General features: G+C 35.4%; 15 protein-coding genes. 12 read left to right on the top strand and 3 right to left on the bottom strand.

Annotation, left to right across the window (positions count from 1 at the left end):
* Window positions 1–1494 carry a S8 family serine peptidase gene (locus tag Q73A0000_RS09670; protein ID WP_193810769.1) on the bottom strand — a complete coding sequence of 498 codons (1494 nt, stop codon included), beginning with the start codon at window positions 1492–1494 and terminating at the stop codon, window positions 1–3.
* Window positions 1495–1577: 83 nt separating this feature from the next.
* Here Q73A0000_RS09670 and Q73A0000_RS17020 point away from each other — a divergent pair, with 83 nt between their 5' ends.
* Genes Q73A0000_RS17020 through istB form a run of 3 tightly spaced genes read left to right on the top strand, consistent with a single transcriptional unit; the run spans window position 1578 to window position 3862 of the window.
* A complete protein-coding gene (locus tag Q73A0000_RS17020; RefSeq protein WP_244140721.1) occupies window positions 1578–2000 on the top strand; it encodes a hypothetical protein in 423 nt (140 codons plus the stop codon).
* Complete coding sequence (gene istA, locus Q73A0000_RS09665; RefSeq protein WP_244140720.1) at window positions 1937–3109, top strand: IS21 family transposase; 1173 nt, start codon at window positions 1937–1939, stop codon at window positions 3107–3109. Before Q73A0000_RS17020 ends, istA begins: the two co-directional genes overlap by 64 nt.
* Window positions 3110–3130: 21 nt before the next feature.
* On the top strand, window positions 3131–3862 hold the full coding sequence (istB, locus tag Q73A0000_RS09660; RefSeq protein WP_193810584.1) for an IS21-like element helper ATPase IstB: 732 nt from the start codon (window positions 3131–3133) through the stop codon (window positions 3860–3862).
* Window positions 3863–3881: 19 nt separating this feature from the next.
* Here istB and Q73A0000_RS09655 read toward each other — a convergent pair whose 3' ends face one another.
* Window positions 3882–4982 (bottom strand): S8 family serine peptidase, encoded by a 1101-nt coding sequence (locus Q73A0000_RS09655; RefSeq protein ID WP_193810768.1) that lies wholly within the window; start codon window positions 4980–4982, stop codon window positions 3882–3884.
* Window positions 4983–6239: 1257 nt separating this feature from the next.
* Here Q73A0000_RS09655 and Q73A0000_RS09650 point away from each other — a divergent pair.
* The 9 genes from Q73A0000_RS09650 to Q73A0000_RS09610 all read left to right on the top strand — a co-directional run bounded on the left by Q73A0000_RS09650 (window position 6240) and on the right by Q73A0000_RS09610 (window position 13704).
* Window positions 6240–6890, top strand: coding sequence for a hypothetical protein (locus Q73A0000_RS09650; RefSeq protein WP_193810767.1), 651 nt, complete (start codon window positions 6240–6242; stop codon window positions 6888–6890).
* Window positions 6891–7186: 296 nt separating this feature from the next.
* The gene (locus Q73A0000_RS09645) at window positions 7187–7423 is read left to right on the top strand and encodes a hypothetical protein (RefSeq protein ID WP_193810766.1); all 237 of its coding nucleotides are present in this window, start codon (window positions 7187–7189) and stop codon (window positions 7421–7423) included.
* 17 nt (window positions 7424–7440) lie between these two features.
* Complete coding sequence (locus Q73A0000_RS09640; protein ID WP_193810765.1) at window positions 7441–7851, top strand: protein-export chaperone SecB; 411 nt, start codon at window positions 7441–7443, stop codon at window positions 7849–7851.
* Window positions 7852–7857: 6 nt separating this feature from the next.
* Window positions 7858–8433 (top strand): hypothetical protein, encoded by a 576-nt coding sequence (locus Q73A0000_RS09635; RefSeq protein WP_193810764.1) that lies wholly within the window; start codon window positions 7858–7860, stop codon window positions 8431–8433.
* A gap of 27 nt (window positions 8434–8460) precedes the next feature.
* Window positions 8461–9270, top strand: coding sequence for a hypothetical protein (locus Q73A0000_RS09630; RefSeq protein WP_193810763.1), 810 nt, complete (start codon window positions 8461–8463; stop codon window positions 9268–9270).
* Window positions 9271–9734: 464 nt separating this feature from the next.
* Window positions 9735–10538, top strand: a complete 804-nt coding sequence (locus Q73A0000_RS09625) for a hypothetical protein (protein ID WP_193810762.1) — start codon at window positions 9735–9737, stop codon at window positions 10536–10538.
* Between the two features lie 1257 nt (window positions 10539–11795).
* Entirely contained in the window at window positions 11796–11969 is a 174-nt protein-coding gene (locus Q73A0000_RS09620) for a helix-turn-helix domain-containing protein (RefSeq protein WP_193810761.1), read from the top strand.
* Between the two features lie 932 nt (window positions 11970–12901).
* Window positions 12902–13072, top strand: a complete 171-nt coding sequence (locus Q73A0000_RS09615; RefSeq protein ID WP_193810760.1) for a hypothetical protein — start codon at window positions 12902–12904, stop codon at window positions 13070–13072.
* Window positions 13072–13704 (top strand): hypothetical protein, encoded by a 633-nt coding sequence (locus Q73A0000_RS09610; protein ID WP_193810759.1) that lies wholly within the window; start codon window positions 13072–13074, stop codon window positions 13702–13704. The genes Q73A0000_RS09615 and Q73A0000_RS09610 overlap by 1 nt, the downstream gene beginning before the upstream one ends.
* A gap of 1065 nt (window positions 13705–14769) precedes the next feature.
* On the opposite strand, the gene Q73A0000_RS09605 is transcribed toward Q73A0000_RS09610, so the two are convergent.
* Complete coding sequence (locus tag Q73A0000_RS09605) at window positions 14770–15231, bottom strand: transposase (RefSeq protein WP_317174240.1); 462 nt, start codon at window positions 15229–15231, stop codon at window positions 14770–14772.
* Window positions 15232–15242: the final 11 nt, after the last annotated feature.

The raw sequence follows: 15242 nt of genomic DNA, 5'->3' as shown, positions 1-15242 counted from the left end.
TTATGCTTCGGTTTCAAGGTCGATATCCATATTGTTTTCGATTTCAATATAATTATTTATTTGCATCATTTCGTGAAAAAGATTGATGTCATTGGCGTTTTCGTTCGAAATAATTTCGGTTACGTTCACCATTAAAGAGAAGTGATGTTGCTGGTTTCTCAGTTGTTCTATAAAGTTATTTTTTGCTAAACATCTTACTGCTATTGCAATAGAACCATCTGCGTTGATGATGTCTGTCGGTTGCATTTTGTAGCTTTTCTTTTGAGCATTTGAAAAAACTTTGTTATCGATGCCAAAATGATCCTCGCTCCAGGCAAATCCATTTTTGATACCATGAAAAGATTTATTGGTATCTGCAATTTGGTCAATAGTCAAGTTTTTTACCAAACAAAAGGAAATATGAAGTGGTAGGTAACTGAGGTGATTATCCATAATTGGATTAAAACTGTAGGAAAGTGACAGGTCAAATTGTAATTTGTTGCCGTTGGTTCGCATATAAGCTGGAATATAAATTGGGTAGCTGATTATTTGTTCTAATGTAATCTCTCCTTCAATGAGATAAGCAATAGAATTGTTATCGGTTGCCAATATCTTTTTCTTGTCTGGACGGCCAAAGCCTATGAGGCTTTTTAATAAATTTTCGGAATGTTCACTGTAAGCAGGTAAGGCAGACTTACTGTGGTAACCAGAGCTATTCATTAACATTGCTTTTACAGACTGTGTTCTAATATTTGGATAATGGCTTAGGATTTCTGCGGCATATGATGTTAATAGTGGTGTTGCTAAACTTGTTCCGCATGTTCTGCCGTAAAATTTTTCTGCATCGACCATGGTTGAACGGAGAATCTGCATCCCCGAATTGTAATTAAAGAGGTCGCCGCCTTCCATAATGAAATCGGGTTTATTTAAATTTTTATTTCTACTGTTTGCATTTATTTTTGAGCCATTAATTGCCTGGCTAAAATCAATATGGAATTTTCTTGTGTAATATGCGGGGTATATTGGTGAGGGAGTAACATCTGAATAGTCTCCATTTTCTAAATTATGGGCTATTGCACCTACTGAAATATTGTTTAATGATTCAGATGGGCAGCAAATATTGGTGTCCTCGCAAACATGGGAGTCTGAATCTGTATTTAGACAATAAAAGAATTTTGGATATTCGTGATCCTCATGTGGGAAGTCTTCTTTTAAAGATTTTAGACTGTCGTCGGAAAAATTTCCGACAGAGATGAATAAGAGTACATCTTCTTCGTAAGCCAGTTTATCAAGTTCATAGGCAAATCGACTAAAGGTGGAATTGTATTTTTTTGCGTTCGGAATTACAAGAGACATATTGAAAATCCTAACACCATGATTTCTTCTTGCATCTTTTATGTCTGAGATCAATTTTGGGATATTGATTGGGTATTCCGGAGCAAACTGTACACCCGATTCCGGTTTAAACTGAACAGGTAATTCCGGTGCAAACTGTACACCCTGATTCCGGTTCAAAGTGAACAGTTTTGATGATGATTTTTTCTCCTACTTTGTGATCTAATCACATGGGTATGGCTAATAAATCAATAGGATCAATTATGATACGAGAAATCATCAGGCTGAAGGACAATGGTCTTTCGAACAATCAAATATCCAAAAGCCTTGGAAAATCAAGGACAACCATTATCAAATATCTTTGTTTGATAGAGAAATCTGGAATTTGCTTCAAAGAACTCCTTGAACTCGAAGGGGAAGAATTATCTGAACTTTTCGAAGTTCCCAATGAGTTAGATTTACTTAATAGAGATCAGATTCACAAAGATTTATATTCCATTTTTCCTTATATCGAAAAGGAATTAAAGCGTGTGGGTGTCACCCGTCAGATTCTCTGGACTGAGTACAAGACAAAGCATCCTCAGGGGGTTATGTACAGTCAGTTCTGCGAACATTACAACAAATGGAACCGAAAATCAGAAGGTTACATGCCCACTACCCACAAAGCGGGAGAAAACTCTTCATAGATTATGCGGGCAAAAAACTCCACATCATCGACAAGGATACTGGTGAAATAAAGCCAGTGGAAGTTTTTGTTGCCACCCTTGGTGCAAGCCAATACACTTATGTAGAAGCCTCTTTTTCGCAACAAATTCCTGACTTTATAGGTAGTGTTCAAAACTGTTTGCATTATCTGGGAGGGGTTCCAGCTTGCATTATTCCCGACAATTTAAAATCAGCAGTAACCAAATCCCATAGATACGAGCCGCATGTAAACGAACAATTTGCCTGCTTTGCTTCGCATTACGACACTTCAATTATGCCTGCAAGAGCTTTGAAACCCAAGGACAAATCTTTAGTTGAAGGTGCCGTGAATATCACTTATACCCGCATATATGCAGCTTTAAGAGATAAAGAATTTTATAGCATTGCTGAATTGAATGTGGCAATAAAGAAACTTCTTTTGACTTACAACCAAACCCCTTTTCAAAAAAAACACAGTAGTCGTACATCTCTATTTTTAGAAATTGAAAAGGATGCTTTAAAGTCATTGCCTATGGAGAAATATGAGCTTAGAGACTACAAAATTGCCACCGTACAGAAGAATTGCCATGCCTATTATTCTGCTGACAAAAACTATTACAGCGTACCCAACGCCTATATCGGAAAGAAAGTAAAGTTGGTTCTTACCCAAAGCGTGGTGGAAATCTACCACAACCAAGCCCGAATCGCACTACATCCACGCAGTCGCAAGGCTTATGATTATGTGACCATAAAGGAACACATGCCTGTAAACCACACCTACAATAGCGATTGGAGTTCGGAATTTTTTATCTCCTGGGCACAAAAAATAGGCAATCATACAAAGGAGTATATCGAGAAAATATTGGATAAAAAGCAGTATCCTGAACAGAGCTACAAGAGTTGCATGGGAATATTGAGCATGGAATCCAAGATAGGAAAGCAGCGTTTGGATAACGCCTGTAAACGGGCACTGAGCTACGATGCTATAAGCTACAATTCTATCAAAAACATTTTAGAAAGAGGACTTGATAAAGAAGAGGAACAAGCCGATTTATTCAACGTATCCATTTCTAATCATGACAATATCAGAGGATCAAAATATTATGCTTAACAATTTAAATAAAACTAAATTATGAATACAAATGCCACTATTGAAAAGATGCAGAAAATGCGTTTAAACGGAATGAAAAGAGCGTATGAATCTTCATTCGAAACCAGAAACCAGGACACTTTTACCAACGATGAGTTCATTGCATGGCTTATTGAGTCTGAAGATAATGGACGTAACAACAGCCGAACCGAGCGATTACTCAAAAATGCAAAGTTCCATTATCAGGCATCATTAGAGGAAATAAGCTATACCGGCGATCGCAATATTGATCGAAATCTCCTCAGCCGTTTATCGGACTGTTCCTTTATTGACAGAAATGAAAACATACTCATTACAGGTTGTACAGGAACCGGAAAGAGCTTTTTGGCCACAGCCTTGGGACATCAAAGTTGCATCAAAGGATATAAAGTCTTGTACTATAATTTGGGCAAACTCTTCCAGAAATTAATGATGGCAAAAGCAGATGGTTCCTACATCAAGGAACTCAACAAAATAGAAAGTCATGATTTATTGATTATCGACGACTTTGGACTGCAAGCCATAAATAATGAAAAGCAGATGATACTAATGGATTTGATAGAGGATAGAAATCAAAAAAGAGCAACCATCTTTTGCTCACAGCTACCGGTAAAAAACTGGTATGATCTTATTGAAGAAAAAACAATTGCAGATGCTATTTTGGATCGGATTATTCACTCAGCAATCCGCTTTGAACTGCAAGGGGAATCCATGAGAAAAAAAATGAAAAAGTAATAAATAATTTTGTCTAATTTTAACCCAAGAAATCATCATCAAAACCACTGTCCACTTTGGTCGGAATTAGGTGTTCACTTTCATCGGAATAGTCAATATTGATTTCATCATTACTGAAATGCAATGCTTTGATGTTCATGATTTTTGCCTTAGCAGGGTAAGTTTCTTTTTCTTCCAAATAGAAATCATCTCCTAATATTACTAAACCAGCGACCAGTGTGCCATGCCCTTCTTCATCCCATTCTGCAGGATAATTGGTGTGATTGAAATTTGCTGGCAGTAGCGCATCGCGAAATGGCTCAATACGAGTGATTCCTGTGTCTATAATGCCTATCACAGGCAGGTGATCCTCGACTGTAATATTGAATCCGTATTCTCTAACAGGGCCTGCTATACCGGGACGAATGTTTCCCGATCGGGAACTAATTATTGTTTTGACGATGTCAAAATTGTTTGTAATTATTGTTAACTGTTCCTGCGATATCTGATGAATTTCAATTATAGCTGGCGTGTTTTCAGAATAGGTATATGGAATGGATAACTCTTCTAAATTGGCAAATAAAATTTCTTTCTGACTGTTATAGAACTCAACCAAATGGGTTGATATTAAAGAAATTACAAGACCTTCATTATCAAGTGTATCAACTCTGTCTTGAGTGGAATAAAATGAAAACCTCTCCATCAAGGCTAAAAGATTGAATTCTGTATTTTGATAAGTGGTCTCTGGTGCGCTGTCTATAATTGTTTGTAAATGTTGTAAAAAAATTATCAACTTTTCCTCCTCTTCAATCTGGAAGAGAACGGTTCTGTTAAAATCGGTGTACTCTACGGGAGTAATGCCGTATTTAGTTAGGAATGTTTTGTGAAGGTCATTATCAAATGATTTATAAAAATGAATTTTGATCAAATCTATAGTGTAGGGCAGGTCTAACGAGCGGTTGATTTCTCTTTCTGTTCGTTGTACTAAAAAAGATTCTTTGTAGGTTCTAAAATAATGTTTTTTGACTTCGCTTATGGTTCGGTTGGTATTCTCGGTTTGCTCTTTGTTAACATTTCGCTTTTTATTAAAACCAATCTTTTGTGCTGATTCATTATTTAAATAAATTATTCTATTTCCCATTATTTGTTTTTTGTTTCAATAAAAATATTAAAAATTGTTTAATTTAGCACTATGGATCAAAGTATTAGAGAATATCAGAAATCTGAAAGCATCACGTTTGCTTAACCTAATATTGCGGATTTGTAATCCGTGACTTCTTCTAACAGCGTGTCTTATATAAAATTACCGATAAAGTACGAAACAGTTTTTGAGATTGCTTTCCGCCAAGGCGGACAGGCTTTCGTTCGTTACGCACTCTTCGCAAAGAGGGGATCTTAATGGTGGCTGGTGTATCAAAAGTTTGGCATAAAATGGCTATTTGTATTAACTAGTGGCACGGATTAAAAATCCGCGCCATTGGTAATTTAAATTGATTCGTCGCCTGTGAATATAGCGGAAGTCTTTTCCACCCTTTTTTATGCTGAGCCTGTCGAAGTAAGGGTTGGGGCAAGAAAAGACGTTTTGCATCACATAAAAATACTTTTCTATGTTAGGATTACTTCTTTACCACCTGGTACAAAAAACGTTACCTGCTGCGCAAAGTCTCTGACTTTGAGCCATACTATTTCTCCCTGGCACACACTTATATTCTTTGACTATCTAATTTTGCAATATTTCTTACGATGACTAAAAAAATGATACCGCCCTTTCAGGGCTGGATTGGGACGGTTATATTGTCCATAGGGCTTCGCCCTATGCTAATTGATGTCGCTACTTCGTAGCTGAAACTCATAGAAAATTGCTGGCTGTACTAATGACCCGTTGCGCTAAGTCTTCGACTTAGGAGCCTTCTGCGTTATGAAATCTCATTGAGATGCGCCGATTCCCCGCTACCGCGCGAATCCTTTCGCGTGGTCACCCATAAATAAAAAATTGCTTTTCGAAACACTGCAATGCCATAGGGAATCTGAAAGAAGGCTGGCTGGCAGATTTTTTCAAAAGACTGAACTATAAAAAAGGGAGAGCCACCGCTGTCTCGGCTCTGGCCCGCAAACTCGCCGTCATCAGCTGGAATATGCTTGTAAAGGGCCAAAGCTACCAACCACCTTCACCATATCTTTTCCTTGACGAGAAAAGAAAAATTGCTGCAGCTAAAAGAAATCAAAAACAAATCACTAAATTTGGTTTGACTGACAGGGATATTGAAATCGCAAAATGTTGATTATCAATATTGAAATTTAACGTTAGTCAGAATGTTGCAGAGTAAATATCATATAAAATTATAGTTAATTTTAAGACACCTGTATGATTAATAATAATTTAGTCAAAAAGCGATTAATGCTAGTAAAAAAACTTTACAAAAACAAGGCCATATTTTACGGTAATGATGGAGAATATTGTGAAGAAAACAATAAGAATGTTATAAAACATACCTATTCTGATTTTGAAGGTTTAATATATTACCTATGCTTAACATGCTTTGATTTATTGGGTCAGTCTAGTAAAAATCACGTTAGTTATATGGATTGGTTAAGCCTAAAAGAAAGTGAATTATTTTTTGATAAAATTGGAAGTTCTGATCTTAGAGAAATATCAAAGAAAGGATTATTAGAATATAATAAACGTTACGGCGCAACAAAATCTTTCAAATATTTCATTAATAATATATTGAATGAGGAAGAACAACAAGTACTTTTTAAAAGTCTATTTATGCAAGCTCCAACAGGAGAATACATAAAGTTTACAGATTCAGAAAAAATAAATTTTTTATCAAAATTGCGAAACAATTTCACACATAATTTAATTACAGCTGGAGAGCCTTTGGAAGGTTTTATAACTGGTTCTAATCCAATGCTTGAAGCTGTTCTCAGAAGTACAGAAATTACGAGGAAAAAATTTATTTATGAAAGAAAAAATAAAAATTGGATTGCTGTAGTAAACTGGCCGAACACATTACTTGAAATAATTGAAAATCAAATAAAAAAATAAACACTGTAGATAATAACTAAGCTTTCTTTTTGTCTTGAGGAAAAGAAATGAAAGCCTGGTGAAGTGAGTTTTTTCACAGAAAATCCTAACGGGAGTTGGGCTTTGCTTTTATAGGACATGATGAAGACTGAAACGACAGCGTTTTGTATATTTTGAGAATAAGCTGAAAATGGGGTAGGCAGGTATTTTGGTCCTACATTATCTGTGATGATATAATATATAACATTTTTTGAGTACATTTGCATAGTAATTGTTGTACAGCTACCGGGTAATTGTATAATGATAAGATAAATAATATGAAAACAGTATTGGAGACATTAAAAGCATATTTTCAAAGTGTTCCTGAACAGCAAATAGCTAAAGATTGGGCAGATACTGAAAAATATGATTCTGTAGGATCGAAGGTTGATGATTTTTTGCATCAGTCCAAGTCATTTTATGAGACAGAAGTTCGAAATTCATATTGGGAATTCAGTTGCAAAAATGAAATATTAGAAAATCCGAAGTTCGCTTCGGATTTTTTTTTATATTAGCCTAAATTAGTTTAACAATGGAAAACAAAGCGGCCTTTAGTTTAGAAAAATATTTCTTTTCTAAAGTTGATATCAATCTTGAAAATAGAAAATCAAATGATTTAGGGATTTCATTTGAGCCATCTGGTGTTTTTTTATCAGATTCTTCTTCATACGAGCTGAAATTTATTTTTAAAGCAGACACAGAAGGTGGTGAAATACCTTTTGTGGCTATTGAATGTGTTGCAACTTTTAAGTTCGAAAATGTTAATGATATTGAAGAAATCCCAACCTATTTTTATAGAAATTCTATAGCTATCATTTTTCCTTATATGAGAGCTTTCATAAGTACAGTAACCTTACAGGCAAATATTCCTCCTGTTATTCTTCCAACAATGAATCTTTCTTCGCTTGAAAAACCACTAAGAGAAAATACCACTCAAATATAAAATAGCGTGAAAGTAAAAACGTTATATCAAACTCTTAAAGATAAGGGCAATCCGGATTATATTGAAGATAATGCTCCTTTTATTTGTAATTGGGGCAATGCTTGGCTTGGTGATGGCTATTATTTTTGGGATACTTTCATAGAAAACGCACATTGGTGGGGGAAAGTAAGGCATGGTGATTCTTATATTATCTGTCGAGCAGAATGCGACTTTAGTTCAGATGAATGTTTTGATCTCGTTGGAGATACGGAACATATGCAAGATTTTGCCGAAAGCGTAAAGCTTCTTACATCAAAAAATATGGCGAATGCAAATACTACTGTTGCAAGAATTATTACTTTTTTAAGAAAAGTACCTGATTTCAGTTTTCAAGCAATAAGGGTTTATGGGATAAAATCAATTTCTGATCACAAAGAAGAGTATAAAAAATACAAACACCGTCTAATATTTGAAGTATCAAAACCACAATATTTAGATTATAAACCGGCAATTCAACTATGTCTTTTTAATAAAAGAAGTCTTAATTTAAGAAATATTAAAATTGAGTTCCCAGACGAATATAACCCTGATTTTGTAGTTTAATAATAAATTTAAAAGGGAGTAATTGATATGATAGGAACAATGACAGAAAAAATATATCATTATACAGATATTACAACTTTAGGTTTAATATTAAAAAATAAAACTATCCGCTTCAAACGTTTTGATTTGATGGATGATAGAACAGAAACTGATGGTTTGCCAGAAATATTGAAAAAGAATTATTTCTTGTCTTGCTGGGTTTTAGATATGAAAGAAAAAATTCCCCAATGGGCGATGTATGCACGCAAAGGAGTTCGTATTGAAATGCCTATTAAATGGTATAAGAAATTTCCTATACCCATTGCGGGAACAGATCAATTTTTAGAAAAAATTCCTTTGGAGGATAATCATCCTTGTAAAAATATGTTTTATCCAAGACCTTTTGTCGACTGGTATCAAAACGATCAGAAATACTACTTTGCACCTCCTATGGATGAAGAAAATGGGTTTGTTGTCAAAGTTGAATATGACGAGAACTTTACAGCACTTAAGAAGCAGCATTGGAAAGAAAGTGAAGATGGAAATGGAATAGGTTTATCTCATCAAGCAGCTCCAATAAGGTATAAGGATGCATTTTGGTCATTTCAGGATGAAGTTCGGTTTTATTTATATGCAGGATGTAAACATCAAGAAAGAAATAATCTTCCTGAATATATAGATCTGCCAATTGATGAAAATGTTTTGAAGGAGATAAAGATCAGGGTTTATCCTAATTGTTCAATAGAGGACTTTCAGAAAGTGAAGGATATCGTAGCTGATAATTTTGCGACATTAGATTCTAACGAAATCATGGAGCGGAGTCTTTTAGATGGGAAGTATTTCCCAAAAAACTCATAGAATACAAAAGATCCCAAAGTGTAGGCAGAATGTGCGATGTGTAATTATGGATACATGAAAGGGTTCGTTTGGGAGAGAAGTACAGTAGTTAATACTATAATTAGAAGTGTAAAATTATTACACTTAAAAGTTTTTGATGACGCAAAGTCGGAGACTTTGCGCAGCGGGTCGTCCTTCTGTTTTGAGCGTTTGCAGTTCAAAACCTAACGCTTTTAATCGATATTCTCAACAAAAGCATCGATAAAGCGGACTGAATTATCTTCAGGAATGGAATCTTTTAAACTTGTACGAAACTTTGGTTGCGGGCTATCCCAGTGATGTTTTGCATTATTAATATACGAATTTACTCCCTTATTATTGAAATAATTCAGCTATTTGGAAAGTAATAAACGGAGGTTTTTTAACAAACTGACATTATATGTAAAGTATGTCCACTATCTATTTAAAAAAAAATTACTTAACACATGCCAATAAATTTTTCTTCGGAAGCTAATAAATATCTATATCTGCCCAATAATAATCAGCAAATTGCAAGATATATTGATTTATCAAAATTTCTTTCTTTAATCCAATCAAAAACTATATTTTTTAATAAACTTTCTAATTTTGAAGATAAATATGAGGGAACTTTAACTCCACTTTCACTTGACGATCTTGAAAACGCTATTAGGTCTTGTAAATCCACTAACAGCTATTTATTAAGCAACCCATCTATTGATACTGAAAATTATTATAAAAAACGTATCATAGCTGAAAAAAAAATGTATAAACTTAGTAGAGAAACGGTTTATGTATCCTGTTGGAATAAAATTGAAAATGAATCATATGCTCTTTGGAAAATATATGCTGGTTTAAATCAAGGTATAATGATAAAATCAAATGTCGAAAGAATTATTCAAGCTTTCGCTGGAGCAGATGAAGATATTGAGATTAGTGAAGTTAAATATATTGATTTTAAGAAAGAAAAAATCAACATAGGTAATATATACCATCCTTTAGTTCATAAAAATATACCTTATAGTTATGAAGATGAAATTAGATTGTTATTTCAACCATTCAATAACCAAAACGGCGAAATACCAAATTTAGAAAAAGTATGCGAAGATCATAGGTTAATTGGTGGAAAAAGTATAAAAATTGATATCAATTTATTAATTGAAGAAATTATAGTTAGTCCTTTCGCTCCATATTGGTTTTTTGAAATTGTTAAAAATATAGTCGATAAATATGACTTGAAAATTAATGTACAATATTCAGAATTTGTATAATAACATGCATATAAGACGGGTAGTCGTTGCACAACCTTTCAATTTTCCAGTTATTCCAAAAAATAAGATAAAAACTAGCCTCTTTTAAAGCGATTTAAGAGAGGTTGGTTTTTTTGGTGAAGAGAATATTTTGATTTTGGGATTGGTTTAATTCAGGTGTTGTAACCAGCCACGAAGTGGCGAATTAAATTAGCATAGGGTGCAAACCCTATGAATACCAATGCCGTGATCAATACCATTGTCAACGATAGAAACCGCCACCCTCGGTTTGCGCAACGGTTATATGTAATTGCATTTTCAATTATAAGATTGCTCCTAATTGAAAATCTAGTGAAATGGATCGTGTTATTTTAAAAAAAGGAGGATGGGATTCGTGCGGTAGCAGAGACAGGATTTTGACATGGAGAAATGCCTGAAGTTATAGCCCCGATGGCAGCGGCATCCCCGCAAAGCGGGATATAGCGGACAGCGGGACGGGTCTGGTAAGAGGCGAAAGTTTTGTTGCTTCTTATTTGGCTCTTGATTATTTAAGGATTCCTTTAGGGGAAAGTGAAACACAAATGATAGAAAAGAAACTTTCCCTGCTGCGCAAAGTCTCTGACTTTGAGCCATAACACTTTCACTCCTCACCATTATTATTACCAACACTAATTTGTTCAGTCGAGTTATAATCCAATAGCATCTTCATGTCTTTTATTTTTAATTTGCAGAACGTATTGTGATTGTGTAACGATTGTGAATAAAATATCGATTTTTTAGTTGTTCGTACAGTGAGGATTGTAATTAATTTGCTCAAAGTCGGAGACTTTGCGCAGCGGCGATCGTCACGGATTGTAAATCAGCGCCTTCGGTTTTATTTTAACCAGCCACGAAGTGGCGATTTAAATTAGCATAGGGTGCAAACCCTATGAATACCAATGCCGTCATCAATACCATTGTCAACGATAAAAACCGCCACCCTCGGTTTGCGCAATGGTTATATGTAATTGCATTTTCAAATAGAAGATTGCTCCCAATTGAAAATCTAGTGAAATGAATCGGGTTATTTTAAAAAAAGGAGGATGGGATTCGTGCGGTGGCAGAGGCAGGATTTTGACATGGAGAAATGGCTGAAGTTATAGCCCCGATGGCAGCGACATCCCCGCAAAGCGGGATATAGCGGACAGCGGGACGGGTCTGGTAAGAGGTGAAAGTTTTGTTGCTCCTTACTTGGTGTTTGATTAGTCTTGGATTGCTTTAGGGGAAAGTGAAACACAAATGATGAAGAAAAAGAATTCTACCTTTGATTCTAGCAATTATAATAAATACGAAAATGGAAAAGGTAATCCTACGATAGAGACGCTGCTTAAAATGGCTTCTGCGTTCGGTATTCCGCCAAAAGAGTTATTTGATTTTGACTTTGATGTAGAGAAATATAAGATTGAGGAGTAGGGCTGATCTCGATGTCGCGGATTTGGTTTCCGTGACTTTTTCTGCCGCATGAATCCTTTCGTGTGGTCATCTTATAATACCTCAGCTTCTGTATCGAAATCATCACCTCTAAATGTAGTATCCTAGAATTCACGTTCCTTATCAATCAACAAAAAGTTGGATATTTGCCACCGATGTAACCACCCCGACCCTTCACCAAAGGTTAAGGCCCACCCCTCCAGAGGAGGGGAATAGTGCTTCGCCTTTTTGGCTTTGCTTGTAGAGTTCGCTAGTATTGCATGACAAACAATAATTTCACATACAATATCTTTTGCTGAAAAATTTCTGAAAAGCAGTTTCAAATCATAATATTATTAATAAGTGAGCCAATTAAAAACTATAATCGGCTCATTGTTTTTGGTCTATTTGAGCCGAATAAAATAACCCGATGTCGCGGATTTGCAATCCGTGACTTTTTCAACACCGTGCGCCTTGTATAAAAGTACCGATAAAGTACAAAACAGTTTATGAGATTGCTTTCCGACAAGGCGGACAGGCTTTCGTTCGTTCCTCACTTCTCGCAAAGACGCATGGATTGAAAATCAGCGCCATAGGTGCTAATGGTGGGCGGTGTATCAAAAGTTTGGCATAAATTGGCTATTTGTATTAAGTAGTGGCACGGCACGGATTGCAAATCCGCGCCATCGATGTATCAAAAGTCTGGCATAAAACGGCAATTTGTATTAAATAGTGGCACGGATTGCAAATCCGCGCCAGCGGTTTTATATTGGGAAAACAATTACACACGAGCACTTAAATGGGCAGAAGATAAACAAGCGAGAGGGACTTCGCTGTTGTATATTTGTAACCATTTAACCAGAAGATGATAATTTTTGGAGATGTTGCGGATTAAATAAAAAATAGTAATTTTGCTATATATAAAGATAAATCATATGGAGACCAATCAAATTAAACTTTTATCTTCATTAGCAAAGAAGATAAAATCTGAAAAGAAAGATAAAGTAAAAGTTGTTGCTTCATTGCATTCTGCCAAGATTTTAACTAAATCGGGGAACTTTACTGTACATTACAGTAATTTAAAACGTGCTGTCATTAATAAATAATGTATAATAGAAGACCTAATTTAATGTTAGGGTTTCACGGTTGTGATCAAGCCGTTAGAGATGAATTAGTTAATAATCCTGATATAGTTAAGAAGAGTCAAGAAGCGTTTGATTGGCTTGGGAATGGTTTTTATATTTGGGAAAACAATTACGCAAGAGCGCTTAAATGGGCAGAAGATAAACAAGCGAGAGGGACTTTAACAACTCCGTCAGTAGTTGGAGTTATTTATCAATTAGATTATTGTCTAGATTTTACTGACTCTGAATTTATTGATATTCTAGCAGATTATTATGACTTAATGAAAGGTGATTTAGATGTTGCCGGAAAAAGTCTTCCTCAAAATAAAAATTTACTTAAAGATAAATATCACGATTTAATTCTTAGAGAATTAGATTGTGCTGTCATCGAATATCTTCATCAAAAAATAGATGAAGAAATAAAGAAAGATACAAAATCTAATGGTTATAGTAATTTAAAGCCTTTTGAAACGGTAAGAGGAATATTTACAGAAGGCGGACCTGCATTTGAAGGTGCTGGAATCCAGCTAAAAAATCATATTCAAATTTGTATCAGAAATCTAAACTGTATAAAAGGATTCTTCATTCCTCGCAAAGAAATAAAATTCCCGTAAAATTCCAGCTGCGCAAAGTCTCTGACTTTGAGCCACAATATTTTCACCCCTCACCATTATTATTACCTGCTGCGCAAAGTCTCTGACTTTGAGCCACAATATTTTCACCCCTCACCATTATTATTACCAACACTAATTTGTTCAGTCGAGTTATAATCCAATAGACATCTTCATGTCTTTTATTTTTAATTTGTAAAACATATTGTGATTGTGTAACGATTGTGAATAAAATATCGATTTTTTAGTTGTTCATACAGTGAAGATTGTAATTAATTTGCTCAAAGTCGGAGACTTTGCGCAGCGGCGTTATAATCCAATAGGCATCTTCATGTCTTTTATTTTTAATTTGCAGAACGTATAGTGATTGTATAGCTGTTGTGAATAAAATATCAATTTTTTAGTTGTTCGTACAGTGAGGATTGTAATTAATTTGCTCAAAGTCGGAGACTTTGCGCAGCGGCGATCGTCACGGATTGTAAATCAGCACCTTCGGTTTTATTTTAACCAGCCACGAAGTGGCGATTTAAATTAGCATAGGGTGCAAACCCTATGAATACCAATGCCGTGATCAATGCCGTGATCAATACCGTTTTCAACGATAGAAACCGCCACCCTCGGTTTGCGCAATGATTATATGTAATTGCATTTTCAATTATAAGATTGCTCCCAATTGAAAATCCAGTGAAACTGATTGGGTTATTTTAAAAAAAGGAGGACGGGATTCGTGCGGTAGCAGAGGCAGGATTTTGACATGGAGAAATGCCTGAAGTTATAGCCCCGATGGCAGCGGCATCCCCGCAAAGCGGGATATAGCGGACAGCGGGACGGGTCTGGTAAGAGGCGAAAGTTTTGTTGCTTCTTATTTGGCTCTTGATTATTTAAGGATTGCCCCTGCTGCGCAAGGTCCCCGCCTTTGCGCCACCACATTTCCCAGCTGCGCAAAGTCTCTGACTTTGAGCCACAATATTTTTCACCAGCTGCCCCCGCTGCCGTACGCATCCTTTCGTGTGGTCATTATACAAAATCCAGCTGCGGAAGGTCTCCGCCTTTGCGCCTCCACATTTCTCACTCTTCATACTTATTATATTTCCAAAATTCACTTGTTTTAGTAGTATCTATAATAAGATGATCTGCTAATTCTATTTCCAATAAACCTTTCCCTGAAACGTAATTGCTTGCCGAGGAATAGATATAATGCTGCGCTTTTTCAACCCAACCTGCTCTGATTGGATTAAGATGGATGTAATTAAGTTTATCCCACATGAAAGGTAAGGTGTATATTTCCTCTGCGTGATTTCCGTATTGCCAAAACTGATATTTTTTATTTCTCCCGTGCGTTTCGGTGGCTTTTTTAAATCTTTCCAACATCCATTCGCGTCGGCTTTCCGGTTCAGACTGTATGGTCTCTAAAATATTTTTTGCGGTGTATTTTTTGAAATCCCTGATCAAATCAGATAATTTAGAATCCCTGGACTGAACAATTAAATGGAGATGATTGCTCATAATGACATAACCATACAACAGCATTCCTTTTTCTT

Source organism: Kaistella flava (ex Peng et al. 2021), assembly GCF_015191005.1.
Lineage (GTDB): Bacteria > Bacteroidota > Bacteroidia > Flavobacteriales > Weeksellaceae > Kaistella > Kaistella flava.
Note: the sequence above shows the minus strand (reverse complement) of the source record. Positions and strands in the feature narration are given on the sequence as shown.

What these genes read in the sequence shown, in the direction of transcription:
- Q73A0000_RS09610 (WP_193810759.1), top strand. Translation starts at nt 13,072, where the DNA reads ATGTATAATAGAAGACCTAATTTAATGTTAGGGTTTCACGGTTGTGAT.
- istA (WP_244140720.1), top strand. Translation starts at nt 1,937, where the DNA reads ATGGAACCGAAAATCAGAAGGTTACATGCCCACTACCCACAAAGCGGG.
- Q73A0000_RS09645 (WP_193810766.1), top strand. Translation starts at nt 7,187, where the DNA reads ATGAAAACAGTATTGGAGACATTAAAAGCATATTTTCAAAGTGTTCCT.
- Q73A0000_RS09650 (WP_193810767.1), top strand. Translation starts at nt 6,240, where the DNA reads ATGCTAGTAAAAAAACTTTACAAAAACAAGGCCATATTTTACGGTAAT.
- Q73A0000_RS09630 (WP_193810763.1), top strand. Translation starts at nt 8,461, where the DNA reads ATGATAGGAACAATGACAGAAAAAATATATCATTATACAGATATTACA.
- istB (WP_193810584.1), top strand. Translation starts at nt 3,131, where the DNA reads ATGAATACAAATGCCACTATTGAAAAGATGCAGAAAATGCGTTTAAAC.
- Q73A0000_RS09625 (WP_193810762.1), top strand. Translation starts at nt 9,735, where the DNA reads ATGCCAATAAATTTTTCTTCGGAAGCTAATAAATATCTATATCTGCCC.
- Q73A0000_RS09605 (WP_317174240.1), bottom strand. Translation starts at nt 15,231, where the DNA reads ATGCTGTTGTATGGTTATGTCATTATGAGCAATCATCTCCATTTAATT.
- Q73A0000_RS09640 (WP_193810765.1), top strand. Translation starts at nt 7,441, where the DNA reads ATGGAAAACAAAGCGGCCTTTAGTTTAGAAAAATATTTCTTTTCTAAA.
- Q73A0000_RS17020 (WP_244140721.1), top strand. Translation starts at nt 1,578, where the DNA reads ATGATACGAGAAATCATCAGGCTGAAGGACAATGGTCTTTCGAACAAT.
- Q73A0000_RS09655 (WP_193810768.1), bottom strand. Translation starts at nt 4,982, where the DNA reads ATGGGAAATAGAATAATTTATTTAAATAATGAATCAGCACAAAAGATT.
- Q73A0000_RS09615 (WP_193810760.1), top strand. Translation starts at nt 12,902, where the DNA reads ATGGAGACCAATCAAATTAAACTTTTATCTTCATTAGCAAAGAAGATA.
- Q73A0000_RS09620 (WP_193810761.1), top strand. Translation starts at nt 11,796, where the DNA reads ATGATGAAGAAAAAGAATTCTACCTTTGATTCTAGCAATTATAATAAA.